Origin of the sequence: Clostridioides sp. GD02377 (assembly GCF_045899875.1) — a bacterium.
GTDB classification, from domain to species: domain Bacteria; phylum Bacillota; class Clostridia; order Peptostreptococcales; family Peptostreptococcaceae; genus Clostridioides; species Clostridioides difficile_A.
Genome location: NZ_JBJODA010000010.1, coordinates 164257 through 180355, shown reverse-complemented (window position 1 = coordinate 180355; position 16099 = coordinate 164257). Strand labels below are relative to the sequence as shown.

The following is a 16099-nucleotide window of genomic DNA, read 5'->3' as shown; positions in this document are numbered from 1 at the left end:
CTTTGTAAAAGGTGAATTTCTCTAATTGATTAGAATTTAAAAGTTATTTCTTTAAATCACCCTTATTGGCGTTTGGGTGATTTTTTATTTTGTCATAAATGTAAGCTGATACAATACCAGCAACTATACTCAATAAAAAGTTAATTAACATATAAATTCACCTCCTTCCTATATTGGAATTTGGCGTTTATATGAGAAAATCACCCTTAGCTTTTCAATTTTATTTTCCTTGCTAAAAATATTATAACATATAATTATTACATATTTTACCTATATATTACATTTAAATTTCTATTTTAGTTTATTCTTCTTATTTACACGTATATAAGTACGTTTTATAATATAATTGTAAGGAGTTGATAAAATGAAAAAAGATATATATGTATATCCTGCTGTACTAAGCTATGATGAGGATGGTATCTCTATAGAATTTCCTGATTTACCAGGTTGCCTTACATGTGGAGATACAACAGAAGAAGCCTTAAAAATGGCAAAAGAAGCATTAGGGCTACATCTGTATGGCATGGAAGAAGATGATGACATAATACCGAATCCAACGACTATAGATAAATTAAACTTAGAGAAAAATCAAATACCAACTTTAATAGAGATATATATGCCTATTCACAGAAAAGCTATAGAGAATTATTCTGTTAAAAAAACACTTACTATCCCTCAATGGCTTAATAGAGAAGCTGAAAAAAATAAGGTTAATTTTTCTCAGATACTTCAAGAAGCTTTAAAAAATCATCTTAATATTCATTAGATATAATTAGAGCAGTACAACTGCTCTTTTATATAAACTTATAAAGGGAGTGTGCATATGAATATAAAATCAGCTTTTATAAGAAAAAGAAGTGAAAAATTTCATGTATATGTGGAATATGTGGAAGAAGAAACTGGCAAAAAGAAACAGAAAAGTTATGGAAGTTATGAAAAGAAAAAGGATGCTGAAAAATATTTAATTGAAATAAAGTCTACTATAAACAATAATAAGTTTGTTACCCCAAGTAATATAATATTTGTAGACAGATGTTACAAATACATAGAAATAAATAAAAATAGCTGGTCTCCATATACTGTTACAAACACAAAGTCCTGGGTTAAAAATTACATAAAACCTTTTTTTAAGGATACAAAGCTTATAGATATAAGCCCTAGTTTAATACAGTCTTTTATAAATTATAGCTTTAGTAACTCTACTTTTACTAGTGCTAAAGTAAGATATAGTTTTCTAAGTTCTGTGATAAGAGAAACATATAGGTTAAGAGAAATTCAAGAAAATCCATGCGATTTTGTGAAAATCCCTTCTAAAGAGAAATCTTCTACAATTGAAATATACAATAGAGAAGAAGCTTTGTTGCTTATAGAAAAGTTACTTGATAACAATATAGAAATACCTATTCTATTAATGTTATTACTAGGCTTAAGAATGGGAGAAGCTATTGGGCTTAGGTGGACAGATATTGATTTAGATAACAATCTAATAAGTGTTAATCAAATTCTTATCTATTCTAATGGTAAAATAGACTTTAAAGAACCAAAAACACATAAATCAAAAAGAACTTTATCAGTTCCTAAAGAATTAATTGAAAAATTAAAAGTAGAAAAACTAAGACAAAACAAATTAAAATTGCAAGGGATGCTTGAAAATAGGAACAATTTGGTTTGTCTAAACACAAATTTAAGTCCATTTCTGCCATCTTCCTTAAGAAAAACATTCTACAATTTTATAGAAAAAAATAATTTAAAAAGAATTAGGATACATGATTTAAGACATACAAGTGCCACTCTACTACTTTTGGGAGGAACTAATATGAAAGTGGTTTCTGAAAGATTAGGTCATACAGATATAAAAATAACTATGAATAGATACTCGCATGTTTTAGAAGAGATGGACAAAGAAGCCTCTGATACTTTGAGTAAAATGCTTTTTAAATAAAAAACTGACTGTCAGTTAATTGTCAGTTAAGTCTAATAAAATAGATTTTGTCAGTTAATTGTCAGTTAGTTATTATATAATAGTTTAACTTAAAAGCCTTTATATCTACACGTTTCAATGCTTATTTACACTTATTTATATTTATTTATTATTATACATTATAATAACTTCTCTCATAGTAGCAGTAAGTATAATCATTGCTAAAACTGCCATGAGTGGTGCTGTCCATCCATACTGCACATAATACTGAGTTTCTTGATTCCCTGTAGCAAATCCTCCTCCAGCATGAGAGCTAAAAAGAACACTTGCAACTCCAAAAATAGCTAAAATAGAGCCTGTTGCTTTTGCTTTTTTTACATTTTTTTGCATGAAACCATCCTCCCCTAAAAATTATAACGAAAGTTTATTTTTTAACACTTCCTTGATAAAACAATAACATTTTTGTTTCTTAAATTCAACCTGATTTTTCCAATAAATTAGCATTTATAGTTTATCTTTCACCTTATATTAAATATTTTTGATATATTCATTTTATTTTTTAACTTATATTTAAATCTTTTTGTTTTTTATTCTTATGAAATGTCTTTTTTGATGTTAAATTTTATACAAATTATTTTTTATTATTACATAACTATTATTTAATAATAATATAATAATTATTATAATATATTAAGTTTGATATAGTATCATCTTTATTGAAACTATTGGATTCAATAAGAATAATCAATATAATTTCTAAAATAATTCATAGATATAAATAAATTCATTTTATTTACTACTTATTTTCTCATTATTAATACATGATAAAATTGTTTATTAATGAAAATATAATCTCATTAAAAATAATTTTTTTAAAATATTTCATATAATACTATATTAATTTTTTTAAAAATAAATATAATAAAAGGAGCTATCTTAAAAATGATTTTTCCTAATCAAATTTTAAGTTCAACTCCTTTTAAATAGCAACTTAAATTTTATATGTTTAAAGTCAACCCTACTCCAACTTCATTTACACTTAAAGTTTCATTCATCTTAGCTTTTACTTTAAAAGAAACACAATGACAAGGGTATAGCATTTTTATTCCTTCTTTCTCTAAATATTGAATTGTACTATCTAACCTATCATCCAATTCAAAAAGATGAAAACCTCCTAATATACCAATGATTCTGTCATCTCCGCATACCTTTTTAGCATACTCTACTATATTACAAATTCCACTATGAGAACATCCTGTAATAATAAAAAGACCTTTATCAGTTTTACAGACTATAGCAGAATCATCTAAAACACAATCATCTTCCCACAAATCTCCTACTTTATATTTGCCCATTTTAGCTCTTTTTTCAAAATTATGTACAGTAGGTATTTCACCTAAAAATATGCAATTCTCACTTATATTAAAAGGTTTTTCTTGAGGAATATACATAAAAATTTGTTTAATTTCATCAACAGAAAATGGAGCACCTATATTCTCATTGCCTTCTTTTTTAGGTATAAAACAATTAGGATGTGCGACAAGCTCAACTTTAGATAAATCATACTTATCTTTCAGAAACTTAATACCTCTTGTATGGTCATTATGCCCATGAGAAAAAACAACATGAGTTAAGTCGCCTAAATCTATATCTAGCTTTTCAGCATTTGATATAAATACATCTGAATATCCTGAATCAAATAAAACTTTATTACCATCAATTTCAATATAATAGCTTACTGCTGGTTCTCCAACAAAATATCTATCAATGTATGTATTATTATCAACAAGAACTTGTATCTTTAACCTTTCCATGATAATCACTCCTTAAAATATTATTTAGTTTAATAGTACGATATCACAGAATATTTTACAATTTAATATTTTTAATTTTCACAATAATAAAGAGAACTTTACAAAGTAAAATTCTCCTTACATAAACTATATTCACTCTTATTTTTATAAATATATATATCTATTAATAGCTCTAAACTTAAAACCTATACATGTTGTATATTTGTATAATTTGATATTTCAGAGTTAACTGTATACAAATCATCAACACTTAAATCATGTATATCCTTATGCCCAGAAACCCTAGCAAAAGTCTTAAGTTCTTCTAAACTTACATTTAAGAAGTTTGCCACTCTATTAGCACTATTTTCTATATGTAATCTTTTTCTTAATTCTTCATCTTGAGTAGCTACTCCTACAGGACACTTACCAGAACCACATATACGATACTGTTGACATGCAGCTGCCATAAGAGCAGAACTTGCAATAGCAATTGCATCAGCACCCATAGCTAATGCCTTAACAAAATCAGTAGATACACGAAGTCCACCTGTTATAACTAAATCTATATCTAATTCATGTGTATCTATATATTTTCTAGCACGATGAAGAGCAAATATTGTTGGAATTGAAGTTGCATCTTTAAGCAATTTTGGACTTGCGCCAGTAGCTCCACCACGACCATCAATAGTTACAAAGTCAGGTTTCGCATAAGCTATAAATTCCATGTCCTTTTCAATATGTCCTGCTGAAATTTTAACACCAATTGGACGCCCTTCTGAAACTTCTCTAAGCTCATCTACAAGTTTCTTTAAGTCTTCTTTAGACTGTATTTCCTCAAAACAAGATGGACTTATTACATCTTGACCTACAGGCTTATTTCTCACCTTTGCTATTTCTTCAGTAACCTTTTCGCCAGGAAGATGACCTCCCATACCAGGTTTTGTTCCTTGACCAATTTTTATCTCTATAGCATCAGAATTTTTAAGATTTTCTTCAGTGACACTGTACTTATTTGGTACATATTCAAAAATATACTTGTATGAAGCTTCTTTTTCTTCTGGTAATATACCACCTTCTCCACTACACATAGCTGTCTTACTTTTAGCTGCGCCCTTTGCTAAAGCTATTTTTAGTTCTTTAGACAAAGCTCCAAATGACATATGGGAAATATAAACTGGATTTTCTATAATCATAGGTTTCTTTGCTTTTTTTCCTATTATTGTTGTTGTATTTACTTCATCATGCTCATTTAAAGGTAATGGATTTAATTGAGCACCCATAATTAAAATATCATCCCAAGAAATTACTGGTAGTTTAGTTCTCATAGGTTCTATTATAGACTTCCCTGTAACAGCCATTTCATGGATTATGTCCATATGTTTCTCAACTTCATCATCTCTTCTTAAATATGTATTTATGTAGTTTAAATCACCTGTTTTTTCACTAGTTACCTCAGTTTCATTTTCAGCAATATCTTCTGCTCCCTTTTCATCTTCTTCATAGTAAACAGTACTTATCTTTCCAAAATAACTACGACCTTTTGTACATACAGGGCATTCCCAGTCTTCACTCAATTCCTCCCAAGTTTTATCATTCTTAGATTCATCATAAATATATCCACAAACACTACATTTATAAATTGACATATTATTTTCTCCTTATGTTATATTGACATTAAATAAAACTAAAAATTGAATTTATATAAATTTATAGGAGGCTATTTGTATAAAATACATTTATAGCCTCCCCTTTAAATTCAATTTATTTAAATATTACAGTTCAGCCTTCCATAATCCATGTAAATTACAGTAAGCATATGCAGAAATCACTTTATCATCATCATTCAAAGCAAATTTAACTATAGGTTCTCCATCTACTGTTAGACATTTACGTTGACCACCTTGCTCAGTCATAAGATATACCCATGCTATATGATGTTCTTTAGTCATTGGATGAGCAACGCTACTTATTTTTACAGTAACATTATTTCCTTCTACTTCAATCACAGGTACATGTTTTTCAACTGCTGCATCTGTTGTATTAGGAACAAGCTCTTTCATAGGCTTTCCACAACAGAAAACAGGTACGCCACTATTTTGTATCATTCCTACAATATTTCCACAAGTCTCACATATAAAAAATTTTTGTTCACTACACATAAACTCACCTCATTAATTATTTTTTAGAATTTGAAAGTTAACCTACTTGGCTACACTTTTCACAATTATTACAAATCCCTTTAAAACTTATGTTATAAGATGTTATTTTTATGTCTGTTTCCTCTGCTATTGATTCTTTTAAATTATTAAGAACATCAGATTCTAAATCGTACACCTCTCCACATACTTCACATATGATATGATAGTGATTATCTATTCTACCATCAAATCTATCTGGATTTCCTGGAATACTAACCTTTCTTATAAAGCCATGTTCTGTCAGCTGGGCTAAATTTCTATACACAGTTCCTAAGCTTAAATTTGGATTATCTTTTTTTAAATTTTCATATAGGTAATCCGCAGTAGGGTGAACCGGATTATTTAATATTTCATTTAAAATCAGTTCTCTTTGTTTAGAAAATTTCATAGTTAACATTCCTTTTTAATTATAATAATTTTTAATAGTTTTCAGCTTTTATATTGAAGTAAGCCTTTGGATGGTCACATACTGGGCATTTTTCTGGTGCTTCAGTACCTACATAAACATGACCACAGTTTTGACATTGCCAAACAACCTCTTCATCTCTTTTAAATATTTTTCCTTCATTTAAGTTTTCTAAAAGCTTTAAGTATCTTTCTTCATGTTCTTTCTCTATTTTTCCAACAGCCTCAAATAAATAAGCTATTTTGTCAAATCCTTCTTCTTTAGCTTCTTTAGCAAATTTTGCATACATATCAGTCCACTCATAGTTTTCACCTGCTGCTGCATCTTTTAAATTTTCTTCTGTTGAAGGTATGCCATCATGTAAAAGCTTAAACCATAACTTAGCATGTTCTTTTTCATTGTTAGCAGTTTCTTCAAATATAGCAGCTATTTGATTATAACCTTCTTTTTTAGCTTTTGAAGCATAGTATGTATATTTGTTTCTTGCTTCTGATTCTCCTGCAAATCCTGCCATTAAATTTTTTTCTGTTTTAGTTCCTTTTAAATTCATAATTAATTCCTCCCTTTTCAATAATAGTAATGATTACTATTTCTATATTTATATAATATATTAATTTCCACATTTTGTCAACTATATATAATATTCTTTTTTTTATTTAAATATTCTCATTTTCTAACATATTATTAAAAAAATATATTTTAGATTTATTCTCAGTCCATGAAATATTTTTTAGCTACAATTTTTATTTCTTTTCTGATGTAAATACTCTACAATCATAAAAAAATTATATGTTTAGGAGTTCTTATGAAAAACTTAAATGCCACTGAAAAAATTGTTGATTATATTAAATTAAATATTTTAAATGGAACTTTTAAAATTAATAGTAAATTACCAAGTGAGAGAAAGATTGCTGACTTGTTTAATATAAGTAGAATCCCTGTAAGAAACGCCATAGACATACTCTGTAAAGAAGGAATACTTAGGGCTATACCTTACTCAAGCCCTATAGTTGAAGGATTCAAAAAAATTGACCTGTTTGATGATAATGAAGTATATAAAAATCACAACATACAAGAATTTTATGTTGAATCTTTAAGGTCAAGACAACTTATAGAAAGTGAAGCTACAAGATTGGCAATTTTAAATGCTACTACTAAAGAACTTCAAAAAATAAGACATGCCTATTTGAAGTCAGTAGAAGAACTAGATAAGGTTTCTCAAGGTTTTATAGAAGAATGTTATGATGCTGACTTACAATTTCATAAGGAAATAATATTGGCCTCTCATAATCCAATTTTTATAAAATATTATGAGTTAATACCTAAAACAGTGTCTTCTAACCAATACTTTGGGTTTAAATATAGAAACTCTTTACAGGATATGATTAGCCATCATAATAATATAATAATAGGCTTCGACAATAAAGATTCTGACTTAGGTTACACATCAATGTACAATCATTTGGAAGATGTTATTCAGTTATTTCAACATGATTAAGCTTATACTTTATTTTAAATCTATTTTATAGAAAATCTCAATTTTAAATAAATTGGGATTTTCTTATAAAATACATAAAAAGGCGTCGCCCTATTTTTAGTGCGACACCCACGATTAATTTAAGTCTATTAAAATTTCACTTACTATAGATTTTGCATCTTCTATTATATATTTTGGATCAACTTCATAAAATTCTCTATCTACGAATCTGTCAATCTTATCTATACTTTCTATAGAATCGCTTGTAACAAATAATACAATAGATGCATCTTCTATATCATAAATTGAAAGTTCATTTTTTATATTATCATTCTCTTGAATTTCATAAACTAAATCAAATCCTAAATCATTTGCAGCTTCCTTAAGAGAATTTAAACTTCTTTCACTTTCACAAACTGCTACTATCTTTTTATTCATATTTCAAATACCTCACTAATTCTACTCCGGTACAATCATTACTATGCACTTTGCTTGTTTAACTACACTCGCTGTTACTGAACCTATAATTCTTGTAAGACCTTTTTTAGTAGATTTTGTCATAACTATAAAATCTACATTATCTTCTTTTGCTTTTCTAATTATTTCATCTCCTGGATATCCAAAAGTAAAGTGTACTTTAACATCATACTCACCCATTATCTCTGCTGCTTTATCCAGGATTCTTCTTCCTAAGTTCTCAGAATTCTTTATTTCTTCAGCCAGGGATATGCCATCAATAAATACTAGTTCTTTTACATTCATTATTTCTACTTCGACTTCATCTTTTTTGAATATTCCTTGTATAAATTCCAAAGAATGCATACTTCTCTCTGTCCCATCAATTGGTACTAATATTTTCTTTTTATTCATGTCACATCTTCCTTTCTTACTTTAGAATAATTAAGTAAAATATATATTCTAAGTTATAAAAATATATAATAAATCTTTACTTTAGGAATTAATATTAATAATATGTATAATAATTTTAATATTTGTTATTGTGTTAATTTTATAATATATAACTGACAGTGTCAATGAACAAAATTGTAATTAAAAAAATAAAGGATATTAGTCTACAAGTGCGTTTCCTCTCAATAGATTTTTCAAAATATCTTCTGGAACTGGCTTAGAAAAATAATAACCTTGTAAATATTCACACTCCATAGTTGCCAAGTCTTCAGCACATTCAGCAGTCTCAACACCCTCTGCTACAGCTTTCATGTTCAATTTATTTATAAGAGCTATAATAGTTTCAACTGTAAGTTTGTGCCTGTCATCTTCATTCATAGACCAAATCAAACTCTTATCTAACTTAATTATTGAGAATGGCAAAGAAAGCATATTAGTAACTCCAGAATAAGCAATTCCAAAGTCATCAAGTGAAAACTTAGCTCCTAAATCAATCAATCTTTCCATCGTTTCTTTAATTATATTAAAAGAACCTAATGCCACAGTTTCTGTAATTTCAAGTTTAAACTTAGTTGGTGATACATTGTATTTATCCATAAGATAAAGTAAATCATCAGCCAAGTTTTTTTGCATGCACTGCACTACAGAAAGATTAACAGCTATATTATCTAATTTCAAATCTTTAAAATCATCACTAGCTACAAATTTACATACTTTCTCAAAAACTACTAACCCAATTGAGTTAATCAACCCTGTTTGTTCTGCAATTGTTATAAATTCATCAGGAGGTATAAATCCCAAGTCTTTATGTTCCATCCTAAGTAATGCTTCAGCTGAAGTAAACCTACCTTTACTATTAGAGAATATTGGTTGATAGTACACTTCAAATCCATCATTTTCTAATGCCTCTTTTAAACAATTTTTAATCACATGTTTCTTCTTTATCTTCTCACTTATAGATGCATCTGCATAAATAACATGCTTTGACTCAGAACGCTTTGCCTCATGTATAGAAAAATCTATAGCAACTATGACATCTTCTGTTGTTTCAGCATTTTCGGGATAATAAACAACAGCAATACTAGTTGCCAAATTAAAATTTATCTCTTCTACTAACCAAGGTTTTTTGAATCTTTCTTCTATTTTTTTAATAATCTCCTCTGGTTGTATACCTAGTTGACTATTTACAACAATAGAAAATATATCTCCACCTATTCGGTATACATGATTTACATCATGTATGTGAATCAAATATTTTCCGACTTCTTTTAATGCAATATCTCCATTTTTAGTCCCAAAAGTTTCATTCATAAATTTAAAGTCATCAAGTGCAATTGTAATAATAAATCCTGATTGTTCAGTATTGATATTTAAATCTAACTCTTGAATAAAAGATTGTCTATTGAGTACACCAGTAAGGTCATCAATAATAAGACCTCGATTCTGCATAGAAAGATATGTCAAAAGTAAACTACATGCACATGCAGCTCCTGTAAGAAGATACTGTAAAAATATTGCCTGTAATATAATTGCTACAACTGAAACTATAAGAAAACCTCTAATAGCCCATATTTTTGATTCATGCATCGCTTTTCTATATTTAAAAGACAAAAATGCTGAATATATTGCATAAAAGAAAAACGATGCAAAAGTTGCAACATATCCATAACCTCGTATATAACCTGTTTCTTTTGACAATCCAAATAGAATATGTGTAAAAGGATTTGTGATAGATAAGATTATACAAATTATGAGTGGTATAGATAAAAATAATAATCTTTTTTTCATATACCTTATATCTTGATAAATAATAGCCATAACATAAAACGATACAAGTGCTGCTGGTATTGGCAATAATAATAAATATACTTGATTCAATAAAACAGTAATAAAAATTGGAATTTCATCTACATTATTTAGACAAAATGAGCCTAAAATATTTGAAACTATAAATAAAAATGAGAATACTAAAAGTGCACAATATATTTTGTTTTGTAACGTAGGTATAAATTTACTTCTAAAAAAATATACCATTAAAAAAATAACTATAATTGCAGAAAAAATTTCATATTCTATATGCCATACCATAAACTTCCCTCACTATTAATGTTTAATTTTAATTATTTTAATAATATAATTGATTTATAATTATATCATAATTTATCTTGAGTAATTTTATGGAAAAATTTTTATTTTATAACTTTTACACCAAATCCCCACTAAAAATTTAAATTTATTATAATTCTTACTATGCATATAGAAATTAAGCAAATAGTTCTTTTGCTTTAGTAGCAATTCTTTCGCCAAATATTATGGCCTTCTCATTTTGTACTTCTGGTCCTTCAACTGAATGTACATGTCCCAAATGTATGAATGGTTTCCCTAAAGAGCCTCCTCCAGAGTACACAAGCATACCTTTTACCATCAAGTGACCTACTATAGTAAGTATCGCAACATCTGGACCTCCACATACATAGTCACATGTAGCAAAAACTGCCCCCAATTTTCCAGCTAAGTTGACTTTTCTTGAATCTTCATCAAACCATTTTTTTACTTCCCAAGTTGTATTTGCTAAATAAGTTGGTGTTCCAAATATCACTGCCTTACTTTCACTTAAATAATCTGAGTCAATATTGTCAAATCTCATGAGTTTAACTTCTACACCATCTACTTTTTTAGCTCCATCTTCTATCATCTTAGCTACCTTTTCTGTGTTTCCACTTCTTGTTTGATATAATATGGTAATCTTCAACTTTAATTCCCCCTTATTCAATAAAAATAATTTATTATATGTCAAATTATAGCACTAATTTTACTATACTACAAAGAACTAGTTGATTATTTTTTTATTAACTATTCAATTAAAAAAATACCTAAATTTATTGCTTTAAAAGATACCTAAACTCACTTTTAATTTGCTTATTTCAATCTCTACAATGTCTGATATATCTTGAAATGACATTCCTCTATCGTAAAGTTTTCCTGCAATTTTGATTTTTGCATTTTCTTCTCCCTTTTTAATCAATGCTCTGTTTTCTTTTTCTATTACATTTCTAACATAGCGTTTTGCAAATGGCTCATTATTATCACATAAAGCTTTATATTTTTCTTTATTTTCTTTTACAAAACTAAGTGCTCTTTTATCTTGTTTTATAGCTTCTGTACAAATTTCTTCTGTTTGCTCTTTTACAAATTTTAATGCCATTCCGTATTGTCTCACTGCCTTTAAACATATACCAATAGTTTGTTCCTTTACAAATTCTAGCGCCATTCCATTTTGTCTTACTGCTCTTAAACAGATTGTTTCTGTTTGCTCTTTTACAAATTTCAAGTCAAGCCCATTCTGTCTCACTGCTTCCATACATATTTCTTCTGTTTGATTTTCTACCCATTTTAGATTGTAACTGCAATGCTTAACTGCTTCCATACATATTTTTTCTGTTTGTTTTTTTACCCTAGCTAACCCAAATTCACTATTTCTTACTGCTTCTATACATATTTCTTCTGTTTGTTCTTTTACATATTCCAATGCAGCACCATTTTTTTCAACAGCCCTTAAGCACAATTCCTCTGTTTGGTTTTCTATGTATTTTAATGCTGTTCCATCTTGATTAATGGCTAACATACAAATTTCTTCTGTTGGTTCTTCCACAAATTCTAACATTCTCCAATCTTGTTTAACTGCTTCTAAACATATTTTTTCTGTTTGATTCTGAACACATTTTATTGCATTACAATTTTGTCTAACAGCCTCTAAACATATCTCTTCTGTTTGATTTTTTATGTATATTAAATTCAATCCATTTTTTCTTACTATTTCTAAATATTCATCTTCTGTCTTATTATCAAAATCATCATTATCTATTGATTCAAATATATCATTTTTATTTTCTTGCATATCCCAAACTCACCCCTTATAAATTTTATAAAATTCAATAAATTTACTCTTATTTTTATTCTATCAAAGAATATAAAAATTTTTGAGTCTTGTTTTTTTTTACACAATCATTTGTATGTTAAAAAATAAATTAATTACCTTAATTCCAGTATACAATACCCAAAATATGTGGTATATTTTAACTATAATATATTTTTATATATTATTGTCAGAATATTTAAAGTTAAATTTATATAGAATATTTTTATTTATATATCACTTATGTTTGGATATATTTTTCTTTTTTCTTTTTTAGTTTTCGGGTTAGTAAGGGGTTAGTAATTTAGGTTTTCATAGGATATTATTTTTACAATTAGTTTTATTTTATCTAATTTATATATCTTATCATTAATAAAACTAAATATGATTTAAATAATTCCTTGAGATAAATTTAATAAAACTTAGAATCCTTGTCTAAGCTTAAAACACTAAAATTATTGGGAGGATATAAATGATGGACCAAATTAAACGCTTACAGGAATTGCAACAAAAATCATACTTGACTAAAGAAGAATTTGAGGAATTAAAAAACAGCACATATATTGAAAAATTTGAATTAAGAGATGAATGTGATAACTCTTACATTTATACATTTTATACTAATGACAAATGTAATGATATAAAATTTATAAAGTCACAATTTATTGTTACACTTATAAAAATCGGTTTCTTATGTGAGTGTGGCGGTGTATTTAGACAAAAGAAAATAGTTGATGAATATGATTACGGATATAATGCTATATATAAATGTGATTCTTGTGGAAAAGAACTTGATAAAGAAGTAGAAAATTATGATTAAATAACAACCTATTCAAAACAGCTTTTGTAAAGACTAGATAAAATTCACTTTGAATTTGGACTATAACCCTCTTAGAAGACAGTTAAAATATGTAAATCTGTCTAAAACTAGGAGGGTTTTGTTATGCCCAAAACAATTAAATCATATTTAAATGCTGAAATTACTTTAATTCAATTTCGTACTTTTTTATTTTCTTATATAAAAGACTTTTATGTATTCCCATAACTTCTGCTGCCTTGGAACATTTCCAATTATACTTCGTTAACACATCAATAATTAAACTCTTTTCATAATTTTCCACCATTTCATGAATTGAGCAATTACTGTCCACATTACATTGAGCCACTCTACTGATATTATCCATTTTAGATGGAAGGTCACACATCATAATGACCATATCATCACTTACAGCATAAGCACTTTTTATTACATTCTGTAGTTCTCTTATATTTCCTGGCCAAATATAGTTAATAAAACAATTTTTAACCTTATCACTTAAAACCTTCAATTCCTTATATTCAGAATTTAATTTGTTTAATATATAATTTGCTAACAACAAAATATCATCTTGTCTGTCCTTTAATTCCAGCATATGAATATTTATTACATTTAACCTATAGTATAAATCTTCTCTAAATAATCCCTCTTCAACCATTTTACTTAAATTCTTTCTTGTAGCGGAGATTACTCTTACATCTATCTTTATCGTTTTAAGACCTCCAACTGGTTCTATCTCATTTTCCTGAAGAACTCTTAAAAGTTTTGCTTGCATCGTCAAAGGCATATCACCTATTTCATCTAAGAAGATGGTGCCATTGTTTGCAACTAAAAACTTCCCTTTTTTGCCTCCCTTTTTTGCTCCTGTAAAAGCTCCTTCGTCATATCCAAATAGCTCCGATTCTAATAGTTCTTCTGGTATTGCAGCACAGTTTATACTAACCATAGGTTTGTCTGCTCTACTGCTATTATTATGAATTGCTCTAGCAAATACTTCTTTACCTGTACCTGTTTCCCCTGTCAAAAGTACTGAGAAGTTCGTTTTAGAAGCTTTCATACCTGTTTTCTTAAGCTCTATGAAATCTTTATTTTCACCTATGAGCTTATCAAAACTACATTTATCCTTAAACTGTTCTTTATAATATTGGAGTTCCATATATTCTGACATTAACTTTTTAGCTACATCAAATGATTGTAATCTAAATTTAACTTGAGCTACACCTGCAACCACTTCTCCACTGTCATTTTCCACATAAGATCTACTTACTATTACACTTTTTTCTTTTGTTTCTCCACCTGAGTAATGGTGTATAGCTCCTTCTTCACAATATTTATCTCTCATAACATCTAACATTTTTGTATTTGGTATAATAATTTGTATATTATGTCCTATTATATCTTCTTTTGCTTTCCCTAAGAAATCACAATATTTATCATTAATATCTATGATTACTCCATCTTTATCTACAACAATAAAACCATCATCAGTCATGGATAATACTCTTGCAAATATATCCTTATACCAGTGCTCTTTCATTGTTTCATCCCTCCACTATAACCTTCAGCAAAAATAATAAGTCTTACAATACAATATTATAAGACTTACCATTCTATATATTCAATGTTTTCTAAAAGTTACCTGTTTAATGACTCTATCATTTCAGGTAGGATTTCATATAAATCCCCTACAATTCCATAGTCACATATGTTGAAAATGGGTGCTTTTGAATCTTTATTTATAGCAACTATATACTTAGAATCACTCATACCTGCTAAATGTTGTATTGCCCCAGATATACCACATGCAATATATAACTCTGGTCTAACAGTAGTTCCTGTTTGTCCAACTTGATGGGAATGCTCTATCCATCCTGAATCTACTGCGGCTCTTGAAGCACCAATCTCTGCCCCTAATTTATCAGCCAATTCCTTTATTAATTCAAATCCTTCTGCCCTCTTTAATCCTCTTCCTGCAGAAACTATTATTCTAGCATCAGTTAGATTTATAGATTTCTTTTCTTGTGGAAGCATTTCTACTAATCTAGTTCTAATCATTTTCTCAGTAAGTCCTGGATTAACAACCTCTAAAACTCCATTCTCTGATTCAGTTCTTATAGCTTTTGCCATAACTCCTGGACGAACAGTTGACATCTGTGGTCTATTTTTAGGACAAACGATAGTAGCCATTAAATTTCCACCAAAGGCTGGTCTCGTTTGTAATAATTTATTGTCTGTTAAATCTATTTCAAGTTTTGTACAGTCAGCAGTTAGACCTGTTCCAATTTTACCTGCAATTCTAGGTGCAATATCTCTTCCTATAGAAGTAGCTCCAACTAGTACCACCTCTGGCTTTTTCACTTCAATTAAATCTGCAATTGAAATTGCATATCCATCAGTTGTGAAATCTTTAAGAAGAGGGTCATTGATATAATATGCTTTATCGACACTATAGTGAAGTAATTCCTTCACTTCTTTATCTACTTCATATCCAGCTATTACAACTGAAAGCTCTTTTCCTAATTGGTCAGCAAGCTTTCTTCCCTCACCAATAAGTTCTATAGTAACTGGATTAATTTTTCCTTCCCTTTGCTCTCCTATTACCCAAACTCCATTATAGTCATTTAAATTTATACTTTGATTAACTTTTGCTCTCATCATC

16 protein-coding genes and 1 pseudogene are annotated in these 16099 nt (G+C 28.2%); 4 read left to right on the top strand and 13 right to left on the bottom strand.

Annotation, left to right across the window (positions count from 1 at the left end):
• Nucleotides 1-364 precede the first annotated feature (364 nt).
• Together Q3304_RS10940 and Q3304_RS10935 are read left to right on the top strand one after the other, a co-directional pair.
• The gene (locus Q3304_RS10940; RefSeq protein WP_407814511.1) at nt 365-766 is read left to right on the top strand and encodes a type II toxin-antitoxin system HicB family antitoxin; all 402 of its coding nucleotides are present in this window, start codon (nt 365-367) and stop codon (nt 764-766) included.
• A gap of 57 nt (nt 767-823) precedes the next feature.
• A complete protein-coding gene (locus Q3304_RS10935; protein ID WP_407814510.1) occupies nt 824-1942 on the top strand; it encodes a tyrosine-type recombinase/integrase in 1119 nt (372 codons plus the stop codon).
• A 147-nt stretch (nt 1943-2089) separates the two neighbouring features.
• Here Q3304_RS10935 and Q3304_RS10930 read toward each other — a convergent pair.
• The 6 genes and pseudogenes from Q3304_RS10930 to rbr form a co-directional block, all read right to left on the bottom strand.
• Nucleotides 2090-2311, bottom strand: a pseudogene (locus Q3304_RS10930) (hypothetical protein); the annotation flags it as partial.
• 608 nt (nt 2312-2919) lie between these two features.
• Nucleotides 2920-3735 (bottom strand): MBL fold metallo-hydrolase, encoded by an 816-nt coding sequence (locus Q3304_RS10925; protein ID WP_407814509.1) that lies wholly within the window; start codon nt 3733-3735, stop codon nt 2920-2922.
• A 185-nt stretch (nt 3736-3920) separates the two neighbouring features.
• Nucleotides 3921-5363 carry a glutamate synthase-related protein gene (locus Q3304_RS10920; RefSeq protein ID WP_407814508.1) on the bottom strand — a complete coding sequence of 481 codons (1443 nt, stop codon included), beginning with the start codon at nt 5361-5363 and terminating at the stop codon, nt 3921-3923.
• A 126-nt stretch (nt 5364-5489) separates the two neighbouring features.
• Nucleotides 5490-5876 carry a desulfoferrodoxin family protein gene (locus Q3304_RS10915; RefSeq protein WP_054269447.1) on the bottom strand — a complete coding sequence of 129 codons (387 nt, stop codon included), beginning with the start codon at nt 5874-5876 and terminating at the stop codon, nt 5490-5492.
• A 37-nt stretch (nt 5877-5913) separates the two neighbouring features.
• Nucleotides 5914-6303, bottom strand: a complete 390-nt coding sequence (locus Q3304_RS10910) for a Fur family transcriptional regulator (RefSeq protein WP_054269446.1) — start codon at nt 6301-6303, stop codon at nt 5914-5916.
• Between the two features lie 31 nt (nt 6304-6334).
• Nucleotides 6335-6871 (bottom strand): rubrerythrin, encoded by a 537-nt coding sequence (gene rbr, locus Q3304_RS10905; protein ID WP_407814507.1) that lies wholly within the window; start codon nt 6869-6871, stop codon nt 6335-6337.
• A 255-nt stretch (nt 6872-7126) separates the two neighbouring features.
• Here rbr and Q3304_RS10900 point away from each other — a divergent pair, with 255 nt between their 5' ends.
• A complete protein-coding gene (locus Q3304_RS10900) occupies nt 7127-7819 on the top strand; it encodes a FadR/GntR family transcriptional regulator (protein WP_407814506.1) in 693 nt (230 codons plus the stop codon).
• 114 nt (nt 7820-7933) lie between these two features.
• Here Q3304_RS10900 and Q3304_RS10895 read toward each other — a convergent pair whose 3' ends face one another.
• The 5 genes from Q3304_RS10895 to Q3304_RS10875 form a co-directional block, all read right to left on the bottom strand.
• Entirely contained in the window at nt 7934-8236 is a 303-nt protein-coding gene (locus Q3304_RS10895; RefSeq protein ID WP_407814505.1) for a PTS sugar transporter subunit IIBC, read from the bottom strand.
• A gap of 21 nt (nt 8237-8257) precedes the next feature.
• Nucleotides 8258-8668 (bottom strand): universal stress protein, encoded by a 411-nt coding sequence (locus Q3304_RS10890; protein ID WP_054269444.1) that lies wholly within the window; start codon nt 8666-8668, stop codon nt 8258-8260.
• Between the two features lie 198 nt (nt 8669-8866).
• On the bottom strand, nt 8867-10795 hold the full coding sequence (locus Q3304_RS10885) for an EAL domain-containing protein (protein WP_407814504.1): 1929 nt from the start codon (nt 10793-10795) through the stop codon (nt 8867-8869).
• Between the two features lie 175 nt (nt 10796-10970).
• A complete protein-coding gene (locus Q3304_RS10880) occupies nt 10971-11459 on the bottom strand; it encodes a flavodoxin family protein (protein WP_054276085.1) in 489 nt (162 codons plus the stop codon).
• A 135-nt stretch (nt 11460-11594) separates the two neighbouring features.
• Entirely contained in the window at nt 11595-12605 is a 1011-nt protein-coding gene (locus tag Q3304_RS10875; RefSeq protein ID WP_407814503.1) for a DUF4116 domain-containing protein, read from the bottom strand.
• A gap of 490 nt (nt 12606-13095) precedes the next feature.
• Here Q3304_RS10875 and Q3304_RS10870 point away from each other — a divergent pair, with 490 nt between their 5' ends.
• Nucleotides 13096-13443: a hypothetical protein gene (locus tag Q3304_RS10870; protein ID WP_223153301.1), complete on the top strand. Its 348-nt coding sequence runs from the start codon at nt 13096-13098 to the stop codon at nt 13441-13443.
• A gap of 160 nt (nt 13444-13603) precedes the next feature.
• On the opposite strand, the gene Q3304_RS10865 is transcribed toward Q3304_RS10870, so the two are convergent.
• Together Q3304_RS10865 and Q3304_RS10860 are read right to left on the bottom strand one after the other, a co-directional pair.
• Nucleotides 13604-14977: a sigma-54-dependent Fis family transcriptional regulator gene (locus Q3304_RS10865; protein WP_054269440.1), complete on the bottom strand. Its 1374-nt coding sequence runs from the start codon at nt 14975-14977 to the stop codon at nt 13604-13606.
• A 98-nt stretch (nt 14978-15075) separates the two neighbouring features.
• Nucleotides 15076-16095, bottom strand: coding sequence for an electron transfer flavoprotein subunit alpha/FixB family protein (locus Q3304_RS10860; RefSeq protein WP_407814548.1), 1020 nt, complete (start codon nt 16093-16095; stop codon nt 15076-15078).
• Nucleotides 16096-16099: the final 4 nt, after the last annotated feature.